Genomic DNA, 15,583 nt, shown 5'->3' with positions numbered 1-15,583 from the left:
AGGAAGTACGAAGGCCGCTCGCGTCACCCATGGGAGCCAGCTTTCCCGTCCCTCACGCGAGGGACGACCAGTCCCGACTCGTAGGCGGCGATCACGGCCTGGGTGCGGTCGCGCAGCCCGAGTTTGGCGAGGATCCGGCTGACGTGGGTCTTGACCGTCTCCTCGCCGACGACGAGCCGGGCCGCGATCTCCGGGTTGGACAGCCCCTCGGCGACGAGCAGCAGCACCTCGGTCTCGCGGGCGGTGAGCGGGCCCGGCCGGCCCTGCGGGGTGCTCGCGGCGGCACGGGCCGGCAGCCGGGCGAACTCGCTGATCAGCCGGCGGGTGATGCCCGGTGCGAGCAGCGCGTCGCCGGCGGCCACGACCCGTACGGCGTCGAAGAGCCGTTCCGCGGTGACCTCTTTGAGAAGGAAGCCGCTGGCGCCGGCGCGCAGGGCGTCGTAGACGTACTCGTCGAGGTCGAAGGTGGTGAGGATGAGGACGTGCGGTCCGTCCGGCCGCTCCGGTGCGGTGCCGAGGAGTCGGCGGGTGGCCTCGATGCCGTCCAGGCCCGGCATGCGGATGTCCATGAGGACGACGTCCGGGCGGGTCTCGCGGCAGACGCGGACCGCCTCGGTGCCGTCGGACGCGGTGCCGACGACGGTGAAGTCGGGCTGGGAGTCCAGCAGCGCGCCGAAGCCGGTCCGGACGACCAGATGGTCGTCGGCGATCACGACGCGGATCGGCGAGTCGGTGTCGTTCACGCGCTCTCCTCCGTGCGGGCCTCGAAGCCGTCGGGCGGTGGGACGGGGAACCGGGCCGTCACCAGGAAGCCGCCGATGTCCGGCGTGCCGGTACGGACCTCGCCGGCCACCGCTGCGGCCCGCTCCCGCATGCCCAACAGGCCGTGGCCGTCGGCCGGTCGACCCGCAGCGGGACCGGGGCCGTTATCGCGGACGCGTAGCCGCAGGCAGTCGCCGGCGTAGTGCAGTTCGATGTCCACGGCGGCGCCCGGCGCGTGTTTGCGGGCGTTGGTGAGGGACTCCTGGACGATGCGGTAGACGGCGAGTTCGACGCCGGGGCCGAGGGCACGGGGGTAGCCGCTGAGCACCAGGCGGACGGCGGCGCCGGAGGCCGTACGGGCCTCGTCGAGGAGTTCGTTGAGGTGGCCGAGGTCCGGCTGGGGACTGCGATCGCCGCCGGTGCCGGGCTCGGTGTCCTCGCGCAGGACACCGAGCAGCCGGCGCATCTCGGTGAGCGCGGCGCGCGCGGTGTCCCCGATGCCGAGCAGGCGTTCGGCGCCCTGGGCGGACATGCCCGGGGTGGCCACCCGGGCCGTCTCGGCCTGTACGGCGATCATCGAGAGGTGGTGGCCGACGACGTCGTGGAGTTCGCGGACGATCCGGGCCCGCTCGCCGCGCGCCGCGTTCTCCCACTCGGTGACGGCCATGACCCGGCGTACGGCGGTGTGTTCACGGTCGCGCGCGGCGGCCTGCCCGGCAAGTCCGGCGCAGGAGGCGCAGGGGGCGAGGACCGCGAGCAGCACCTCCCGGGTGTCCGCGGACGGCGCCAGCGCCAGGACGAGGAAGGGCGCGCCGAGGAGCAGCGCGGACAGCGCGGAACCGGTGCGGGCCAGCCGGTACTGGGCGACGGTCTGGGCGGCGAAGCCGGCGACCGTCAGGGTGTGGAGGATCGTGAAGGAGCCCAGGCTCGCGGCAGTGACCGTGACGGCGGCCGCCAACGGGCGCAGGAACACCAGCGGTAGCGCGGTCGACAGGCAGAACAGCCCCAATACCAGGGTGAATTGAACTCCACCGGCTCCGGAGGCCCGGTCCGCGAACATCCGGGGGACGGAGCCGTGCCCGGCGACGAACTCCGCGAGGGACTCGGCGACCGCCAGGAGGCCGAGCAACACGGCCCAGGCGTACGGCCGTTGCGTGACGCGGCGCAGCGTCCGACGCCGACCGTCCCGCCATGCCCCCGCACGCATCACGCCGGCCAGTATGGCAGCGGGCACGTCCGGCCACCGGCACCGCGCTGTGACCAGGGTCACACTTCGCGCGTCGAACTTTGGCTCTCGCCCTGCATCTAGTCCGCGTCGGTTCACCGAGCGGCTGCGGAGCAACCCCCCTCCGGGGCCGTCCCGTCCATTCAGCAAGGAACACTCAATGGGTTTTGTGGCTTATCTGCGCGGCTTCGTCCCCTGGATCGTCGCCGGCGTCGTCTCGGGCGTCGTCGACTGGCGCTGGGGTGCGCTCGGCGGTCTCGCCTCGGGGCTGCTCCTCCTGCTCCAGGACCTCCGTCGAGGGGTCGACCTCGACGCGCTGATCCTCGAGGCCAGCACCATCGTGTACTTCGTCGTCATCGGCGCCGTCTCCGTCGCGGACCCGGACTCGTCGCTCCAGGACCACTCCGACGTCCTCTCGTTCGTCTGGCTGGGCGCCACCGCCTGGGGCTCCCTCGCGATCCGCCGTCCCTTCACGCTGGGCATCGCCAAGCGCCAGACGCCCCGCGAGTACTGGGACATGCCGGAGTTCCTCCAGGTCAACAACCACATCACCAGTGCCTGGGGAGCCGGCTTCACCTTCATCGCGGTGAGCCTGGCCATCGGCAACGCGGTGGACGCCCCGGCGTGGGTGGGCATCACCGCCCATGTCGTCGGCCTGGTCGGCCCGATCGTCTTCACGAAGGTGTACCCCGAGCGGGCCCAGCGGCGCCTGCTGGAGTCCCAGGGCCTGTCCTCCGTACCCCAGTGACCGGTCCCCGCCGCGTCACCCGGCGGACGCGGCCACGAACGACCGTAGACCCGTCTCACGAAGGAGCCACCACGTCATGACCACCGTCCCCGAAGCAAAGAACGTCGTCCTCGTCCACGGCGGATTCGTCGACGGATCCGGCTGGAAGGGGGTGTACGACGTGCTGACCGCCGACGGCTACCGCGTCACCGTCGTCCAGAACCCCACGCTCTCACTGGCGGGCGACGTCGCCACCACCCGGATGGCCCTCGACGCCCAGGACGGCCCGACCGTGCTGGTCGGCCACTCCTACGGCGGCGCGGTGATCTCCGAGGCCGGCAACCACGACAACGTGAGCGCGCTCGTCTACGTCGCGGCGTTCGTGCCCGACAAGGACGAGTCCGTCAACACCCTCCTCGCCGACCCGGCGCCGGGCGCTCCGGTGCCGCCGATCCTGCCGCCGCAGGACGGGTTCCTCTTCCTGGACCGGGAGAGGTTCGCCGCGTCCTTCGCCGGCGACCTGCCGGAGGAGGAGGCCCGGTTCCTGGCCGCCTCGCAGGTCCCGTGGGGTCTGGACGCGCTCGGCGGGACGGTCACCCGGCCCGCCTGGCGGAGCAGGCCGAGCTTCTACCTGGTCGCCACCGACGACCGCATGATCCCGCCGCCGGTCCAGCGCACCATGGCCGCACGGGCCGGCGCGACGGTGACCGAGACCGGCGGCAGCCACGCCGTCTACGTCTCCAAGCCCGCCGAGGTCGCCGCGCTCGTCAAGCAGGCCGCCGCGGCGAACGCGAACACCGCCTGACCGTCCACCCCGGCCACCGTCCACCCGGGCCTCCGCGGACGGCCGCGGAACCCCTCGCCGCGGCGGCCCGGCCTGATCCGGAACGCGGCCGGCAGCGCCCTGCCGGACCCGACAAGGAAAGCAGCATGACCCAAGAGACCACCCTCCCCCTGTACTTGCGGGGCCGCTTCGCCCCGGTCCCCGAGGAGCACAGTGCCCGCGACCTCACCGTGCGCGGCACCCTTCCGCCCGAACTGGACGGCCGCTACCTGCGCAACGGCCCCAACCCGCTGCCCGGCGAGGACAAGGGGCACTGGTTCACCGGCCCCGGCATGCTGCACGGCATCCGGCTGCGCGGCGGCCACGCCGAGTGGTACCGCAACCGGTGGATCCGCACCCGTGAGCTGGACGGGCATCCGTTCGTCCGCGGGGACGGCAGCGTCGACCTGGCCGCGACGCCCGGCAACACCCATGTCATCCGGCACGCGGACACCGTACTGGCCCTGTGCGAGGTCGGCCTGCCCTACTGGGTCACCCCCTCGTTGGAGACCGTCGGCCCCTACGACTTCGGCGGCCGGCTGACCACCTCGATGACCGCCCACCCGAAAGAGGATCCGATCACTGGTGAACTGCACCTGTTCGGTACCGGGTTTGCCCCGCCTTTTCTCACCTACCACCGGGTCACCGCGGAAGGAGAGCTGCTCGACAGCCGGCCGATAGCGGTGCCGGGCCCGACGATGATGCACGACTTCGCCATCACCGAGCACCACATCGTCTGGATGGACCTGCCCGTCGTCTTCGACCCGGGCCTCGCCGGACGCGGCGGCATGCCCTACCGCTGGGACGACGGCTACGGCGCGCGGCTCGGCATCATGTCCCGCACGCCCGGGAGCACCGACGTGCGCTGGTTCGACATCGACCCCTGCTACGTCTTCCACGTCGGCAACGCCCACGAGGACGAGCGGGGGCGGATCGTCCTCGACGCGGTGCGCTACGACCACCTGGGCTTCGACCACGCCTGGGGCGACATCGGCGGGCCCACCGGCCCGGCCGTCGTACCGGAACCGGGTCACACCGGCGCGACCGCCGTGCTGTACCGCTGGGTGCTGGATCCGGCGACCGGACGGGTCACCGAGTCCCAGCTGGACGACCGGGACGCCGAGTTCCCCACCCACAACGAGACCCTCACCGGCCGCGCGAACCGCTACCTGTACACCGTCTCGGGCGACGGCATCGCCAAGCACGACCTGACGGGCGGGGGCAGCGAGCTGCATGCGACGCCCGGCGCCCGCTACGCGGGCGAGGCGGTGTTCGTCCCGGCGGCGGACGGCGGGAGCGAGGACGAGGGCTGGCTGCTGTCGCTCGTCTCGAACGACGACGGCGAGGCCGGCGAACTGCTCGTCCTCGACGCACGGGAACTCTCCGTCCAGGCGGTGGTGGAACTGCCGTACGCCGTCCCGGCCGGCTTTCACGGAAGCTGGCTGCCGGAGCTCACCGAAGAGGCCTAGCAGGCAACTCCGTCACAGAAGGTACGCCGGGAGTGGTGCCCGGCGTACCCGCCTGTGCGAGAGTCCCCCCACCATCAGTGACACGTCCGCACGGAGGCATTCGCTTCATGGCGTTTCTCGATCCCCCCACGGATGAGGAACTCACCCGCAGGGCACAGTCCGGAGAGACTGCGGCCCTCGGGTTGTTGTTGGCCCGCCACCAGGCGCCGATGCGCGCGGTGGCGCTGAGCCTGCTCGGCTACGGCCCCGACGCGGAGGACGCGGTACAGGACGCCGTGGTCACCGCTCTACGGCGGATCGGCGACGTACGGGATCCGGCGGCCGTCGGCGCCTGGCTGCGCGCGATCGTGCGCAACACCTCCCGTATGCGGCTGCGCCCCGGCCGCGAGACGCCCGGTCTGGACTGCCTCGACCGGCAGAGCCCGGGTACCGACGAGCCGTCGCACCCGGAGCAGGTCGTCGACCGGCACGCCCAGCGGGACTGGATCTGGGACGCGATGGCGGAACTGCCCCAGCAGCTGCGGCTGGTGCTGATGCTGCGGCACTTCAGCGGCATCACCTCCTACCAGGAGATCGCCGATGCCTGCGAGGTACCGCTCGGCACGGTCCGCAGCCGGCTCAGCCAGGCCCGGGGAAAGCTCGCCGAGGTACTGCTGAGGACCGCCACGGAGGCCCACGACGACGCGTCCCGTGTCGTCGAGGACAGCCGCAGGGAGGCCGAACTCACGCTGGACGGCGCGCTGCGCGGCCGTCAGCCCAGGGAGATCCTGGAGCTGTGGCCGGCCGAGACCGAACTGGTCGGCATACTCCGCACGCCGGGCGAACGCTGCCACCCCTTCCCGGCCATGGAGCGGACCCGGCGGAGCGGGATCACCCAGCACCTGCGCCATGTGGTGGCCAGTCCGGACATCACCATCTGGGAAATGGCGACCGTCAACCCCGACGGCATCCCGAATCCCTGCCCGGCGAACCTCGCCTGGCTCATGATCCGCGAACCCGACAGAAGGGTCCGAAGCCTCCGCGTGGTCTTCCACCGGCGGACCGCCGCAGCCACCGACGCCTCGACCGCGGCGGACACCCCCGACGGTTCGGCGCGCTCCGTCGGCGCCGGGCGGCCCGCATGATCCGGGAGACCGCCGAGGCCGCGCTCGCCGAGGACACGGCGCTCACTCTTGCCGCGCAGGCCGGCGAGGTGGCCGCCCTCGGCCTGCTGCTCGAACGCCATCGTGCGGGCATGCGCGCGGTGGCGCTGAGCATCCTGGGACCGGGCCCGGACGCCGAGGACGTACTGCAGGAGGCGGCTCTGACCGCGCTGCGGCGGATCGGCGACGTCCGCGATCCGGGGGCGGTCGGCGCCCGGCTGCGGATGATCGTCCGCAACGCCGCCCGTTCCCTGCTGCGGGCCACGGTCGCCGCCCGTCCGGTGGACGAGGACCTGCACCTGCCGGCGGCGGAGCCCGGTCCGGAGCAGTGGCTCGAACAGAGCGCGCTGCGGGACTGGGTCTGGGAGGCCCTCGAGGAGCTGACCCCGGTGCTGCGACTGCCGTTGGTGCTGCGTCACTTCACCACGGAGGTCAGCTCCTACGAGCGGATCGCCCATGCCTGCGGGGTCCCGGTCGGCACCGTCCGCAGCCGGCTCAGCCAGGGCCGGGCCAAGCTCGCGGCCGCGCTCGCCGCCACGGCGGACGCCGCGCACGGCGACACCGACCGGCGTACCCGCGAGACGAGCGCCCAGGCCCGGGAGACGCTGGCCGCCGCCGAGAGCGGGCACTTCGCCCGGCTCCTCACGGAACGCTGGTCCCCGGAGATCGCCCTGCTCAGAGGGAACGACCGGGTCGGCGGCGGCGACCTCCTGGCCCGTGCCATGGACGGCGACATCGAGGCCGGGGTACGCCAGCGGCTCGCCCATGCCGTCGCCGGACGGACGCTGGCCGTCTGGGAGATGGACATCGTCAATCCGTCCGACAACCCCGAGCACTGCCCGCCGTCGGTGGCCTGGCTGATGACGCTGGACGGGGCCGGGCGGGTGCACCGGCTGCGGCTCTTCCGTCCCCGGCCGCTGCCGACCATGGAGCTGCTCCCGGTGGTGTGACGGTCTTAGCTGCTGCCGGTGGTGTGACCGACGGAGCTGCTCCCGGTGCTGTGACCCGTCAGAGCTGCTCCCGGTGCTGCTTCCGGTCAGGCGCCCGGGGCGGCTCCCGCACCGACTCCGGCCTCGGCCTCGGCTTCGGCGGCGAGCACCTTTGCGCGTACGTCGGCCGGGAAGACACCGTCGAAGGTGGCCTGCCGGGCACGGCCGTGGCCTTCGGCGGGGAGCAACGCGTCGTGCACGACGACGGCTCCCCAGCCGCTGTGCAGCTCCTCCTCGGTGAAGCATGGGTACCAGGGCATGATCGGGCCGTGCCACTGCTCCTGACGGAGGGTGGGATGCACACGGGTGGCCAGTGCCCACAGCAGGTCGGAGTCGTCGGCGGGGTCCACGTCGTCGTCGAGGACGTAGACCACCGGGGAGAGCCGGCCGACCCGGGTGCCGTTCAGGACCTCGCCGATGCGGTGGACGAAGCGGGCGGTGTCCATGCCCGGCATCAGGTCACGCCAGTTGGAGGGGACGGTGATGACGGTCCAGAAGCAGGCGGCGCGGAGCGGCAACCAGGCCGTGGTGACGGGGAGTCCGGCCTTGCGGAGTTCGGAGACGACCTCGGCGGAGATCCCGGCGGCGGGTGCCACGTGGGAGTCGTCGACGGGCCGGCCGGCGGGGGCGAGCGGCCAGATGGGGTCCTCGCGGTAGGTGATCGCCTCGATGCCGAAGAGCGGCTGGGGAGAGGTCTCGGGCAGGGCCCAGCCGTGGAACTCGGCGAACGGCCCCTCGACCGCATCCCGCGTCGCGGACAGGTACCCCTCGATGACGACCTCGGCGGAGGCCGGTACCTCGAGGTCGTTGGTCTCGCACTTGACGACGTCGACGGGGCGGCCGAGGAGTGCGCCGAGGTAGGCACCCTCGTCGACCTCGGTGGGTACGGTCATGCCGCCGACGACGGCGGCGCCGGGGTCGCCGCCCTGGAACAGGGCGTAGGGCATCGGCTGGCCGAGGGCCTCCCACTCGCGCCAGATCATGCCGAGGTGCTGGCCGGGCAGGACCAGTCCGGTCATGTGCCGGCCGTCGATCATCATGATCCGGGAGATCGACCAGTTGGTCCACCGGCCGTCGGGGGTCCGGGCGACGATCACGCCCCAGGTGTTGACGTAGGGTCCGCCGTCGCCCTCGTGGACGACCGGGATCGGGAACCGGTCCAGGCTGGCGTCGTCGCCGGTGAGGACGTGCTGCTTGCAGGGCGCTCCGTCGCCGGTCACCCGCCTGGGCGGCAGCAGTTCACCGGTGCCGGCCTGCGCGAGCCGCTCGACGAGTTCGGCGGCGCTCGTCGTGTAGGGCAGGCCCAGCGAGAGGGAGATCCGGGCCAGCGGATGCCCCGGGATGCTCGACAGGGCGCCCGGGGCGCCGACCATGCGGAAGCCCTCGCGGGCTCCCTTGAGGTGTTCGAAGAAGGGGGCGGGGCGGCCGTTCTCGGTGGAACGCCGGGTGACGGCGGACGCCTCCAGGTCCGGGTCGACCACCCGGGAGATGCGCTGGAGGTCGCCCAGCTCCTCGAGCCGGGCGAGGTAGGACCGGAAATCAGTGGTTTCGGACATCAGTTGATTGCACCTTTCGAAGTCGATGCGGCCGGACGGGGCATTCCGTCCCAGCGCTGCGCGGACGGCACCTGGATGCCGAGCTGGTCAAGCACCCGGACGGCGAGGTGCCTGACCAGGTCGTCGATCGTGTCCGGGCGGTTGTAGAAGGCCGGCATCGGCGGCACGATCCGCGCCCCCATCCGGGCCAGCGCCAGCATGTTCTCCAGATGGATCTCGCTCAGCGGGGTCTCCCTGGGCACCAGCACCAGAGGACGTCGCTCCTTCAGCGTGACATCGGCGGCCCGCGGGATCAGACCGTCCGCGTACCCGGTACGGATCCCGGCCAGGGTCTTCATGCTGCACGGCGCCACGATCATGCCGTCCACCGGGAACGACCCGGACGAGATCGCCGCACCCTGGTCGTTCCACGCGTAGGTCACGTCCGCGAGGTCGGTGACCTCGCGGACCGAGAGGTCGGTCTCCAGATGGATCGTCGCCCTGGCCCACTGGGACAGCACGAGATGGGTCTCCACGTCGGGCTGCTCCCGCAGCAGCCGCAGCAGTTCGACGCCCAGGACGGCGCCGGTCGCCCCGGTCATCCCCAAGATCACCCGTCGCGGCATGCCTATCACCTTCCGTACACGGTAATTCCGTACACGGATCAATGTAGAACACCAGGCTTGCGATGGCAAACACTCCGCGTACGGAATGACAGTGGACGGAGGTAATCTGGACGTATGACGACGGGAGCGCGGTACGACGGAACGCTGGAAGACGGCATGGCCCACCAGCTACGACGGGCCTCGCAGGCGGTCAACGCCTCGTGGCAGCTGCACTGCGGCGGCGACCTCACACCGCCGCAGTACGCCGTGCTCCATGTCCTGGACGAACAGGGAAGCCTCGATCAGAAGTCCCTCGGCGCACACGCCGCGGTCGACCGGTCGACGCTCACTCCCCTGCTCGACCGGCTTGTGGCGCGTGGCCTCGTCACCAAGAACACGGATCCCGACAACCGCCGCAGGCAGCTGATCGCGCTGACCGACGCCGGGCGCGAGCGGGCGGCGCTGGGCCGCGAGCAGGTGCGGGAGACGAGCCGCTGGATCGAGGAGCTCCTCGGCCCCGACCGCCTCGCGACGCTGACCCTGCTGCTCAAGGAACTCGGGGACGCGGGCCGCACCCAGTAGCGCCCTTCGCGTTAATCCTCAAGTCATCGCGGCATGCTCAGCGCACGGGCGAGTCGATGCGCTGGACGATGCGCTCGGCATCCTGACCCAGCCGGCGAAGACGCTCGGGGGACAGGTTGTCCACGACGAGGTGCCGGACGTGGGCCACGTGGCCGGGCGCGGCCGACTCCAGCTTCCGTATGCCGTCGGGCAGCAGGACGGCGTTGGTGAAACGCCCGTCCTCGGGGTCCGGTTCACGCTGGACGTAACCGCGCTTCTCCAGCCGCTTCATCAGGTGCGACAGCCTGGACAGCGACGAGTTGACGACCTCGGCCAGCGTGCTCATGCGCAGAGTCCGGTCAGGGGCCTCGGAGAGCATGGCCAGGGCCATGTACTCGACCATGCTCAGGTCCGCGTCCCGCTGCAACTGGGCGTCCAGGGCCCAGGGCAGCCGGGTGATGAGCCGTACCACCGACATCCATGAGGCCAGTTCGGCCGGCGTGAGCCAGGGATCGGCCTGCTCGCCGGTCTGCGGCGACGCGTCGGAGGTGGTCATTTCGGGAGCGTATCAGCCTCGGCGCGCCGGACAGAGGCCCGCGGCACCGGTTCGAGCGCGGCGCCGTGCCGGCCGGGCGCGGGCCGCTCGATCACCTCGGATCGCTTGCCCGTTCATGTGATCCGAGGTGATCAGGGCCGACCAGGCGCGCCGAGAACCCCGGACGGCGGAACGATCTCCTTCTTGAGGATCTTGCCGGTGGGCCCCTTGGGCAGGGCGTCCACCAGCCACACCTTCCGCGGGTACTTGTAGGCGGCGACCCGCCCCTTGACGTACGCACGCAGTTCCTCGACGGTCGTCCGGGCCCCCGGCCGGAGCACGACCGCCGCGCCCACCTCCTCGCCCAGATCGGGGCTGGGGATGCCGATGACCGCCGCGTCGGCGACCGCCGGGTGCTCGTACAGCACGCCTTCGATCTCGCGGGGGTACACGTTGTACCCGCCCCGGATGATCACGTCCTTCTGCCGTCCGACGATCCAGAGGTATCCGTCCTGGTCCAGCCGGCCGAGGTCGCCGGTGCGGAACCAGCCGTCCCTGATCACGGCGGCCGTCTCCGCGGGGCGCCCCCAGTACCCCTTCATCACGTTGGGCCCGCGGACCGCGATCTCGCCGGCCTCCCCCCGCGGTACCTCCCGGCCGTTGTCGGCGTCGACCACGCGCACCTCGACACCCGGGATCGGGACGCCGACCGAACCGGGCCTGGGTCCGGCCCGCAGGGTGTTGGCCGCAACGACCGGCGAGGTCTCCGACAGCCCGTAACCCTCCAGTACGGCGCAGCCGAACGCGGTCCGGAAGTCGAGCTGCACCTGGACGGGCAACTCGGCACCACCGGCGAGACACACCCGCAGCCGGGAGACGTCGTAGACCTCCTTGCCGGGCTCCCGCACCAGCCTGCTGTACACCGTCGGCACCCCGGCGAAGACCGTCACCCCGTGTTTCTCGACGATCTCCAGGGTCTGCGCCGCGTCGAAGCGCGGCAGCAGCGTGAGGCACGCGCCGGAGGCCACGGCGGCGTTGAGGGTGCAGGTCTGGCCGAAGGCGTGGAACAGCGGCAGCCCGCCGAAGATCACGTCCTCGGCCGTGAGACCGAGCAACTCGGTGGCCACGATGTGGCAGTTGCCGGCGAGGTTGGCATGGGTCAGTTCGGCACCCTTCGGCTGGCCGGTCGTCCCCGAGGTGTAGAGAACGACCGCGGTGTCGTCGTCATGACGGTCCGCCATGGCTGCCGACGGCGGGGCGGAGTCCGGCAGTTCGTCGAACGAGTCGGGACCGACGACGACCGCCTCCGCGTCGGCCTGGCGCGCACCGGCGTGTGCCTCGTCGGCGAAGTCGTGCCAGGCGAACAGCAGCCGGGCGTCCGAGTCGCCGAGGTGATGGGCGACCTCGCGGGACTTGAGCAGCGGATTCATCGGGACGACGATGCCACCGGCCCGGAGTACGCCGTAGTACACGAGGGCGAACTCCGGCACGTTGGGCAGCATGATCGCGACCCGGTCGCCGGGCCGCACGCCGTGATCGCGCAGCAGCCCCGCCGTCCACGCACTGCGCCGGTCCAGCATGCGGTAGGAGAGGGTGGCGTCCCCGAGGCGGAGCACGGGGCGGTCCGGATACGTCCGAGCGCCGTCGACCACGTGGTGTGCGAGGTTCATGTGAGCCGACGCTAGGCGTGCGGCGCACGGAAATCACTGGGCCCGCGATACGACCCCGGGGCCTGAATTGGTGCCGCTGGACCATTCCGCGAGTAGCTTTGAGAAATGACTCCGGAGCACCCAGAAGCCGCAAGGCAACTGTCTGTGGTCGCGGCGAACGTAGGGTCACATCTCCCGGAGGTCGGCAACGATATCGGGCAGTATGTTCTTGCCGAGATTGCGGAACTCAGGGGCGACTCGACCATTGTCAAAATGATGCAGGCGAGCGTCACGGAAAACGTCGGCACGCTTTTGCATGTCTTCGAGAACGACATCTCTCTGGAGAAGGTCGAGGCGCCCGCGGCCGCGCTTGAGTACGCGAGGAGACTGGCTCAGCGGGGAATTCCCCTCAGTGCGTTGATCAGGGCCTACAGGATCGGGCACTGGCGTTTTCTGCAGTGGTGTCTGGACGAGCTCAACCGGCAGAACGCCGACGACGAGCTGGCCGTCACGACCAACCGGCGCATGCTGCACGTGAGCTTCGGTTACATCGACCAGGTCACCGAGCAGGTCATCGCGATCTACCAACATGAACGGGACAACTGGCTGCTCAGCCAGACCGCGGCGCGCGCCGCCCGCGTGCGCGACATCCTCGCCGCGAGCGACGTCGACCTCAACTGGGTGGAACCGTCGCTCGGTTACCGGCTTCGGCAGAATCATCTCGGGCTGGTGGCGTGGCTGCCCACCCTGACCGACGAGGGGGCCGGACTCGCCCGGCTGCACCGGATCACCGACGAGATCGCCCAGCGGCTCGGCTGCACCTCCAGGCCGCTGTTCGTCCCCCGGGACGCGATCGTGTCCTGGGCCTGGCTTCCGCTGGGCTCGAACAGCGACGTCCCGTGGTACGAGGTGTCGGACGTGCTGGAGCATGCCGACCCTTCCCTGCACATATGCGCCGGGAGCGTGGGGTACGGCGTCGAGGGTTTCCGCACGACACACCGGCAGGCACTGCGCGCGCAGGAACTCGCGGCGGTGGCCGACCCGGTCCCCCGGTTCACCGAGTTCTCCACCGTCGCCCCCATCGCCCTGATGGCCACGAACATCGACGACATCCGGGCCTGGGTGTGGTGCGTTCTCGGTCCGCTGGCCGTCGACGACGAGAACAGCGCGCGGCTCAGGGAGACCGCTCAGATCTTCCTTGACAGCGGCTGCAGTTACACCGCCACCGCCGCAGCGCAGATTCTGCACAAGAACACCGTGCAATACCGCATCCGAAAAGCCGAGGAAATGATCGGCCATCCGGTACAGAAAGAGCACACGGATCTGGAGATCGCGCTGCGCGCCGTCCAGTACCTCGGCTCGGCGCTCCTGCGCACGAGAGCGGACTGAAGGGGCCGGGCGCTCTGGGGTTGTTGTCGGGTCAGCGGCCCTGCCAGTGCGGTTGTCGCCGCTCCGCGAAGGCGTGGGCGCCCTCCTGGGCGTCTTGGGAGGCCAGTACGGGTGCGGTGATCAGGTCCTGGTCGACGAAGGCGTCCTGCTCACGGAAGGCCCGCCGTTCGTTGACGACGCGTTTGACGGCCTCGATGGCCAAGGGCGCGTTGAGCGCGATGCTGCTGGCCAGTTCCAGGGCCCGTGTCAGGGCCTGGCCCGGTTCGGTGAGCTCGTTGACCAGGCCGAACCGCTCGGCGCGCTCGGCGGGCAGCGACTCGCCCGTGAGCAGGAGTTCGAGCGCGATGTTGTGCGGGATGCGCTCGGGCAGCCGTACCATGCCCCCTTCGGGCGGCACGATGCCGTAGCGGACCTCGGTCTGGCCGAAGGTGGCGTTCCGCGCGGCCACGATCATGTCGCAGGCGAGCGCCATCTCGGTGCCACCGCCCAGCGCGTAGCCCTCGACGGCGGCGATCAGCGGGGTCGAGATTTTGGCGCGGGTGATGCCCGCGAAGCCCCGGCCCTCGATGATGGGCAGGTCTCCGGCCGCGAAGGCCTTGAGGTCCATGCCCGCGCTGAAGACACCGCCGGCGCCGGTGAGGATGCCGACCCTGAGGTCCTCGTGGGCCTCGAGGTAGTCGACGGCGGCTGCAAGGGCCCGTGCGGTGGCCCCGTCGATGGCGTTACGGGCCTGGGGCCGGTCGATCGTGATCACGAAGATGCCGTCGATCTCCTCGGTCCGTACGGTCGGTGTGTTCGAGTCCGTGGTCATGACGTGTTTCCCTTCTCTCCCTCGCGCTGCTGGCCGTGACATTCCCTCGCGCCGTGGCCGCCGGCTTCAGCCGACGGCCGCGGCCTTGCGCAGCTCCTCGATCCCGGCGGCGTCGAAGCCGAGGTCGTGGAGTACGGAATCGGTGTGTTCGCCGAGGTCGGGGGCCGGGCGCGGGGGGACCTTCGGCTCCTGGTCCAGCCGCACGGGGCTGTCGATCGTCAGGTGCGGTTCCGCGTTGCCGTCGTCGATCGGCACCAGGATCCGGTTGGCGACGAGCTGAGGGTCATGGGCGAACTCGTCGATCGTCTGGGCGACTCCGTAGGTGAGTCCCGCGGCGTCGAGCACCTCACGCCACTCGGCCAGCGGACGGGCCGCGAACGTCTTGTCCAGCACGGCGACGATCTCGGCGGCGTGGGCGCGGCGGCTCTGCGAGTCGGCGTAGTGCGGGTTCTGGATGGCCTCGGGGTGGCCGATGGCCTGGAGGAACAGGGGTACCTGCTTGTCCTCGTTGGCGAAGGCCAGCAGCAGCCAGCGGTCGTCCGCGGTGCGGTAGGCGTTGGCGAGCGCGTTCGGCGGATCGGTCCGGTCGACCGGCCGGGGTGCCTTGCCGCCGACCAGTACGGCCTGCAGCCACATGCCCGCCGCCCAGGCGCCCTCGGCGACCAGTGACGCGGTGACACGTGCGCCCTCGCCGGTCCGCTCCCGCCGGTACAGCGCGGTCATGATCCCGGCGAACAGGCTGATCGCCGTCGGGTGGTCGCCCGATCCGAACGCGTTGATGGCCGGCGGCGCGTCGTGCTGGCGCGTCACGTCCATGAGGCCGCTGCGCGCCCAGAACGCGGTCACGTCGAAGCCGGGCAGGTGGGCGTCCGGGCCCTCTTCGCCGAAGCCGGTGACATCGGCGTAGATCAGCCGGGCGTTGAGCGGGGCCAGGTCGTCGTACTCCAGCCCCAGCTTGGCGCGGGTGCGCGGCGGGAAGTTGGTCACCAGGACGTCCGCCCAGTTCACCAGCCGTTCGACGACGGCCCGGGCGTCGGGCGACTTCAGGTCGATGGCGATGCTGCGCTTGTTGCGGTTGTCCAGCTGCCAGGGGTAGTTGACGCCCTCGACACGGGGGTTCGGTGGCATACGGCTGAGCGATCGGTAGGCGTCGCCGGAGCCCGGTGGTTCCACCTTGACGACGTCGGCGCCGAAATCGCCGAGGATGGTGGCCGCGGCGGGCCCGGCGATGAAGCTCGCGAGATCGACGACGTGCAGTCCCTCCAGCAGGGGCGTGTTGCTCATGACGACTCCTTGTCCTCGATGGGTCGCGCGCGGCGCCCGAGGGGGTCACCGCCCTGGCGGGGCGCCGCGGCACGCGC

15 protein-coding genes are annotated in these 15,583 nt (G+C 71.2%); 7 read left to right on the top strand and 8 right to left on the bottom strand.

The features are described from left to right. Nucleotides 1-23 precede the first annotated feature (23 nt). Nucleotides 24-743, bottom strand: a complete 720-nt coding sequence (locus ACWGJB_RS16085; protein ID WP_453380782.1) for a response regulator — start codon at nt 741-743, stop codon at nt 24-26. Beyond that, nucleotides 740-1,996 (bottom strand): sensor histidine kinase, encoded by a 1,257-nt coding sequence (locus ACWGJB_RS16080; protein ID WP_453380781.1) that lies wholly within the window; start codon nt 1,994-1,996, stop codon nt 740-742. The genes ACWGJB_RS16085 and ACWGJB_RS16080 overlap by 4 nt, the downstream gene beginning before the upstream one ends. Before the next feature lie 151 nt (nt 1,997-2,147). On the opposite strand from ACWGJB_RS16080, the gene ACWGJB_RS16075 reads away from it, so the two are divergent. The 5 genes from ACWGJB_RS16075 (at nt 2,148) to ACWGJB_RS16055 (ending at nt 7,098) form a co-directional block, all read left to right on the top strand. Then, nucleotides 2,148-2,735, top strand: coding sequence for a hypothetical protein (locus ACWGJB_RS16075; protein ID WP_453380780.1), 588 nt, complete (start codon nt 2,148-2,150; stop codon nt 2,733-2,735). Nucleotides 2,736-2,811: 76 nt separating this feature from the next. After that, a complete protein-coding gene (locus ACWGJB_RS16070; RefSeq protein WP_453380779.1) occupies nt 2,812-3,519 on the top strand; it encodes an alpha/beta hydrolase in 708 nt (235 codons plus the stop codon). A 125-nt stretch (nt 3,520-3,644) separates the two neighbouring features. Next, the gene (locus ACWGJB_RS16065) at nt 3,645-5,006 is read left to right on the top strand and encodes a carotenoid oxygenase family protein (RefSeq protein ID WP_453380778.1); all 1,362 of its coding nucleotides are present in this window, start codon (nt 3,645-3,647) and stop codon (nt 5,004-5,006) included. A gap of 107 nt (nt 5,007-5,113) precedes the next feature. Then, nucleotides 5,114-6,130, top strand: coding sequence for an RNA polymerase sigma factor (locus ACWGJB_RS16060; RefSeq protein WP_453380777.1), 1,017 nt, complete (start codon nt 5,114-5,116; stop codon nt 6,128-6,130). Next, nucleotides 6,127-7,098 (top strand): RNA polymerase sigma factor, encoded by a 972-nt coding sequence (locus tag ACWGJB_RS16055; RefSeq protein WP_453380776.1) that lies wholly within the window; start codon nt 6,127-6,129, stop codon nt 7,096-7,098. The genes ACWGJB_RS16060 and ACWGJB_RS16055 overlap by 4 nt, the downstream gene beginning before the upstream one ends. Before the next feature lie 86 nt (nt 7,099-7,184). Here the strand turns inward: ACWGJB_RS16055 and ACWGJB_RS16050 are convergent, their stop codons facing one another. Together ACWGJB_RS16050 and ACWGJB_RS16045 are read right to left on the bottom strand one after the other, a co-directional pair. After that, on the bottom strand, nt 7,185-8,693 hold the full coding sequence (locus ACWGJB_RS16050) for a UbiD family decarboxylase (RefSeq protein ID WP_453380775.1): 1,509 nt from the start codon (nt 8,691-8,693) through the stop codon (nt 7,185-7,187). Further along, nucleotides 8,693-9,298, bottom strand: a complete 606-nt coding sequence (locus ACWGJB_RS16045) for a non-oxidative hydroxyarylic acid decarboxylases subunit B (protein ID WP_453380774.1) — start codon at nt 9,296-9,298, stop codon at nt 8,693-8,695. The genes ACWGJB_RS16050 and ACWGJB_RS16045 overlap by 1 nt, the downstream gene beginning before the upstream one ends. Before the next feature lie 114 nt (nt 9,299-9,412). Here ACWGJB_RS16045 and ACWGJB_RS16040 point away from each other — a divergent pair, with 114 nt between their 5' ends. Then, nucleotides 9,413-9,859 (top strand): MarR family winged helix-turn-helix transcriptional regulator, encoded by a 447-nt coding sequence (locus ACWGJB_RS16040; protein ID WP_453380773.1) that lies wholly within the window; start codon nt 9,413-9,415, stop codon nt 9,857-9,859. 37 nt (nt 9,860-9,896) lie between these two features. Here ACWGJB_RS16040 and ACWGJB_RS16035 read toward each other — a convergent pair whose 3' ends face one another. Continuing rightward, nucleotides 9,897-10,394 carry a MarR family winged helix-turn-helix transcriptional regulator gene (locus ACWGJB_RS16035; protein WP_453380772.1) on the bottom strand — a complete coding sequence of 166 codons (498 nt, stop codon included), beginning with the start codon at nt 10,392-10,394 and terminating at the stop codon, nt 9,897-9,899. Between the two features lie 131 nt (nt 10,395-10,525). Continuing rightward, the gene (locus ACWGJB_RS16030) at nt 10,526-12,043 is read right to left on the bottom strand and encodes a long-chain-fatty-acid--CoA ligase (protein ID WP_453380771.1); all 1,518 of its coding nucleotides are present in this window, start codon (nt 12,041-12,043) and stop codon (nt 10,526-10,528) included. 105 nt (nt 12,044-12,148) lie between these two features. On the opposite strand from ACWGJB_RS16030, the gene ACWGJB_RS16025 reads away from it, so the two are divergent. Continuing rightward, complete coding sequence (locus ACWGJB_RS16025) at nt 12,149-13,411, top strand: PucR family transcriptional regulator (RefSeq protein ID WP_453380770.1); 1,263 nt, start codon at nt 12,149-12,151, stop codon at nt 13,409-13,411. Nucleotides 13,412-13,442: 31 nt separating this feature from the next. On the opposite strand, the gene ACWGJB_RS16020 is transcribed toward ACWGJB_RS16025, so the two are convergent. Together ACWGJB_RS16020 and ACWGJB_RS16015 are read right to left on the bottom strand one after the other, a co-directional pair. After that, entirely contained in the window at nt 13,443-14,222 is a 780-nt protein-coding gene (locus ACWGJB_RS16020; RefSeq protein ID WP_453380769.1) for a crotonase/enoyl-CoA hydratase family protein, read from the bottom strand. A 66-nt stretch (nt 14,223-14,288) separates the two neighbouring features. After that, on the bottom strand, nt 14,289-15,506 hold the full coding sequence (locus ACWGJB_RS16015; protein WP_453380768.1) for a CaiB/BaiF CoA transferase family protein: 1,218 nt from the start codon (nt 15,504-15,506) through the stop codon (nt 14,289-14,291). Nucleotides 15,507-15,583: the final 77 nt, after the last annotated feature.

It is taken from the genome of Streptomyces sp. NPDC054813 (genome assembly GCF_053611365.1).
This window is presented reverse-complemented; position numbering and strand designations above follow the sequence as displayed.

Excerpts from the sequence above, each read along its gene's own strand:
- ACWGJB_RS16075 (WP_453380780.1), top strand. The coding sequence starts at position 2,148 with ATGGGTTTTGTGGCTTATCTGCGCGGCTTCGTCCCCTGGATCGTCGCC.
- ACWGJB_RS16070 (WP_453380779.1), top strand. The coding sequence starts at position 2,812 with ATGACCACCGTCCCCGAAGCAAAGAACGTCGTCCTCGTCCACGGCGGA.
- ACWGJB_RS16065 (WP_453380778.1), top strand. The coding sequence starts at position 3,645 with ATGACCCAAGAGACCACCCTCCCCCTGTACTTGCGGGGCCGCTTCGCC.
- ACWGJB_RS16060 (WP_453380777.1), top strand. The coding sequence starts at position 5,114 with ATGGCGTTTCTCGATCCCCCCACGGATGAGGAACTCACCCGCAGGGCA.
- ACWGJB_RS16055 (WP_453380776.1), top strand. The coding sequence starts at position 6,127 with ATGATCCGGGAGACCGCCGAGGCCGCGCTCGCCGAGGACACGGCGCTC.
- ACWGJB_RS16050 (WP_453380775.1), bottom strand. The coding sequence starts at position 8,693 with ATGTCCGAAACCACTGATTTCCGGTCCTACCTCGCCCGGCTCGAGGAG.
- ACWGJB_RS16045 (WP_453380774.1), bottom strand. The coding sequence starts at position 9,298 with ATGCCGCGACGGGTGATCTTGGGGATGACCGGGGCGACCGGCGCCGTC.
- ACWGJB_RS16040 (WP_453380773.1), top strand. The coding sequence starts at position 9,413 with ATGACGACGGGAGCGCGGTACGACGGAACGCTGGAAGACGGCATGGCC.
- ACWGJB_RS16035 (WP_453380772.1), bottom strand. The coding sequence starts at position 10,394 with ATGACCACCTCCGACGCGTCGCCGCAGACCGGCGAGCAGGCCGATCCC.
- ACWGJB_RS16030 (WP_453380771.1), bottom strand. The coding sequence starts at position 12,043 with ATGAACCTCGCACACCACGTGGTCGACGGCGCTCGGACGTATCCGGAC.
- ACWGJB_RS16025 (WP_453380770.1), top strand. The coding sequence starts at position 12,149 with ATGACTCCGGAGCACCCAGAAGCCGCAAGGCAACTGTCTGTGGTCGCG.
- ACWGJB_RS16020 (WP_453380769.1), bottom strand. The coding sequence starts at position 14,222 with ATGACCACGGACTCGAACACACCGACCGTACGGACCGAGGAGATCGAC.
- ACWGJB_RS16015 (WP_453380768.1), bottom strand. The coding sequence starts at position 15,506 with ATGAGCAACACGCCCCTGCTGGAGGGACTGCACGTCGTCGATCTCGCG.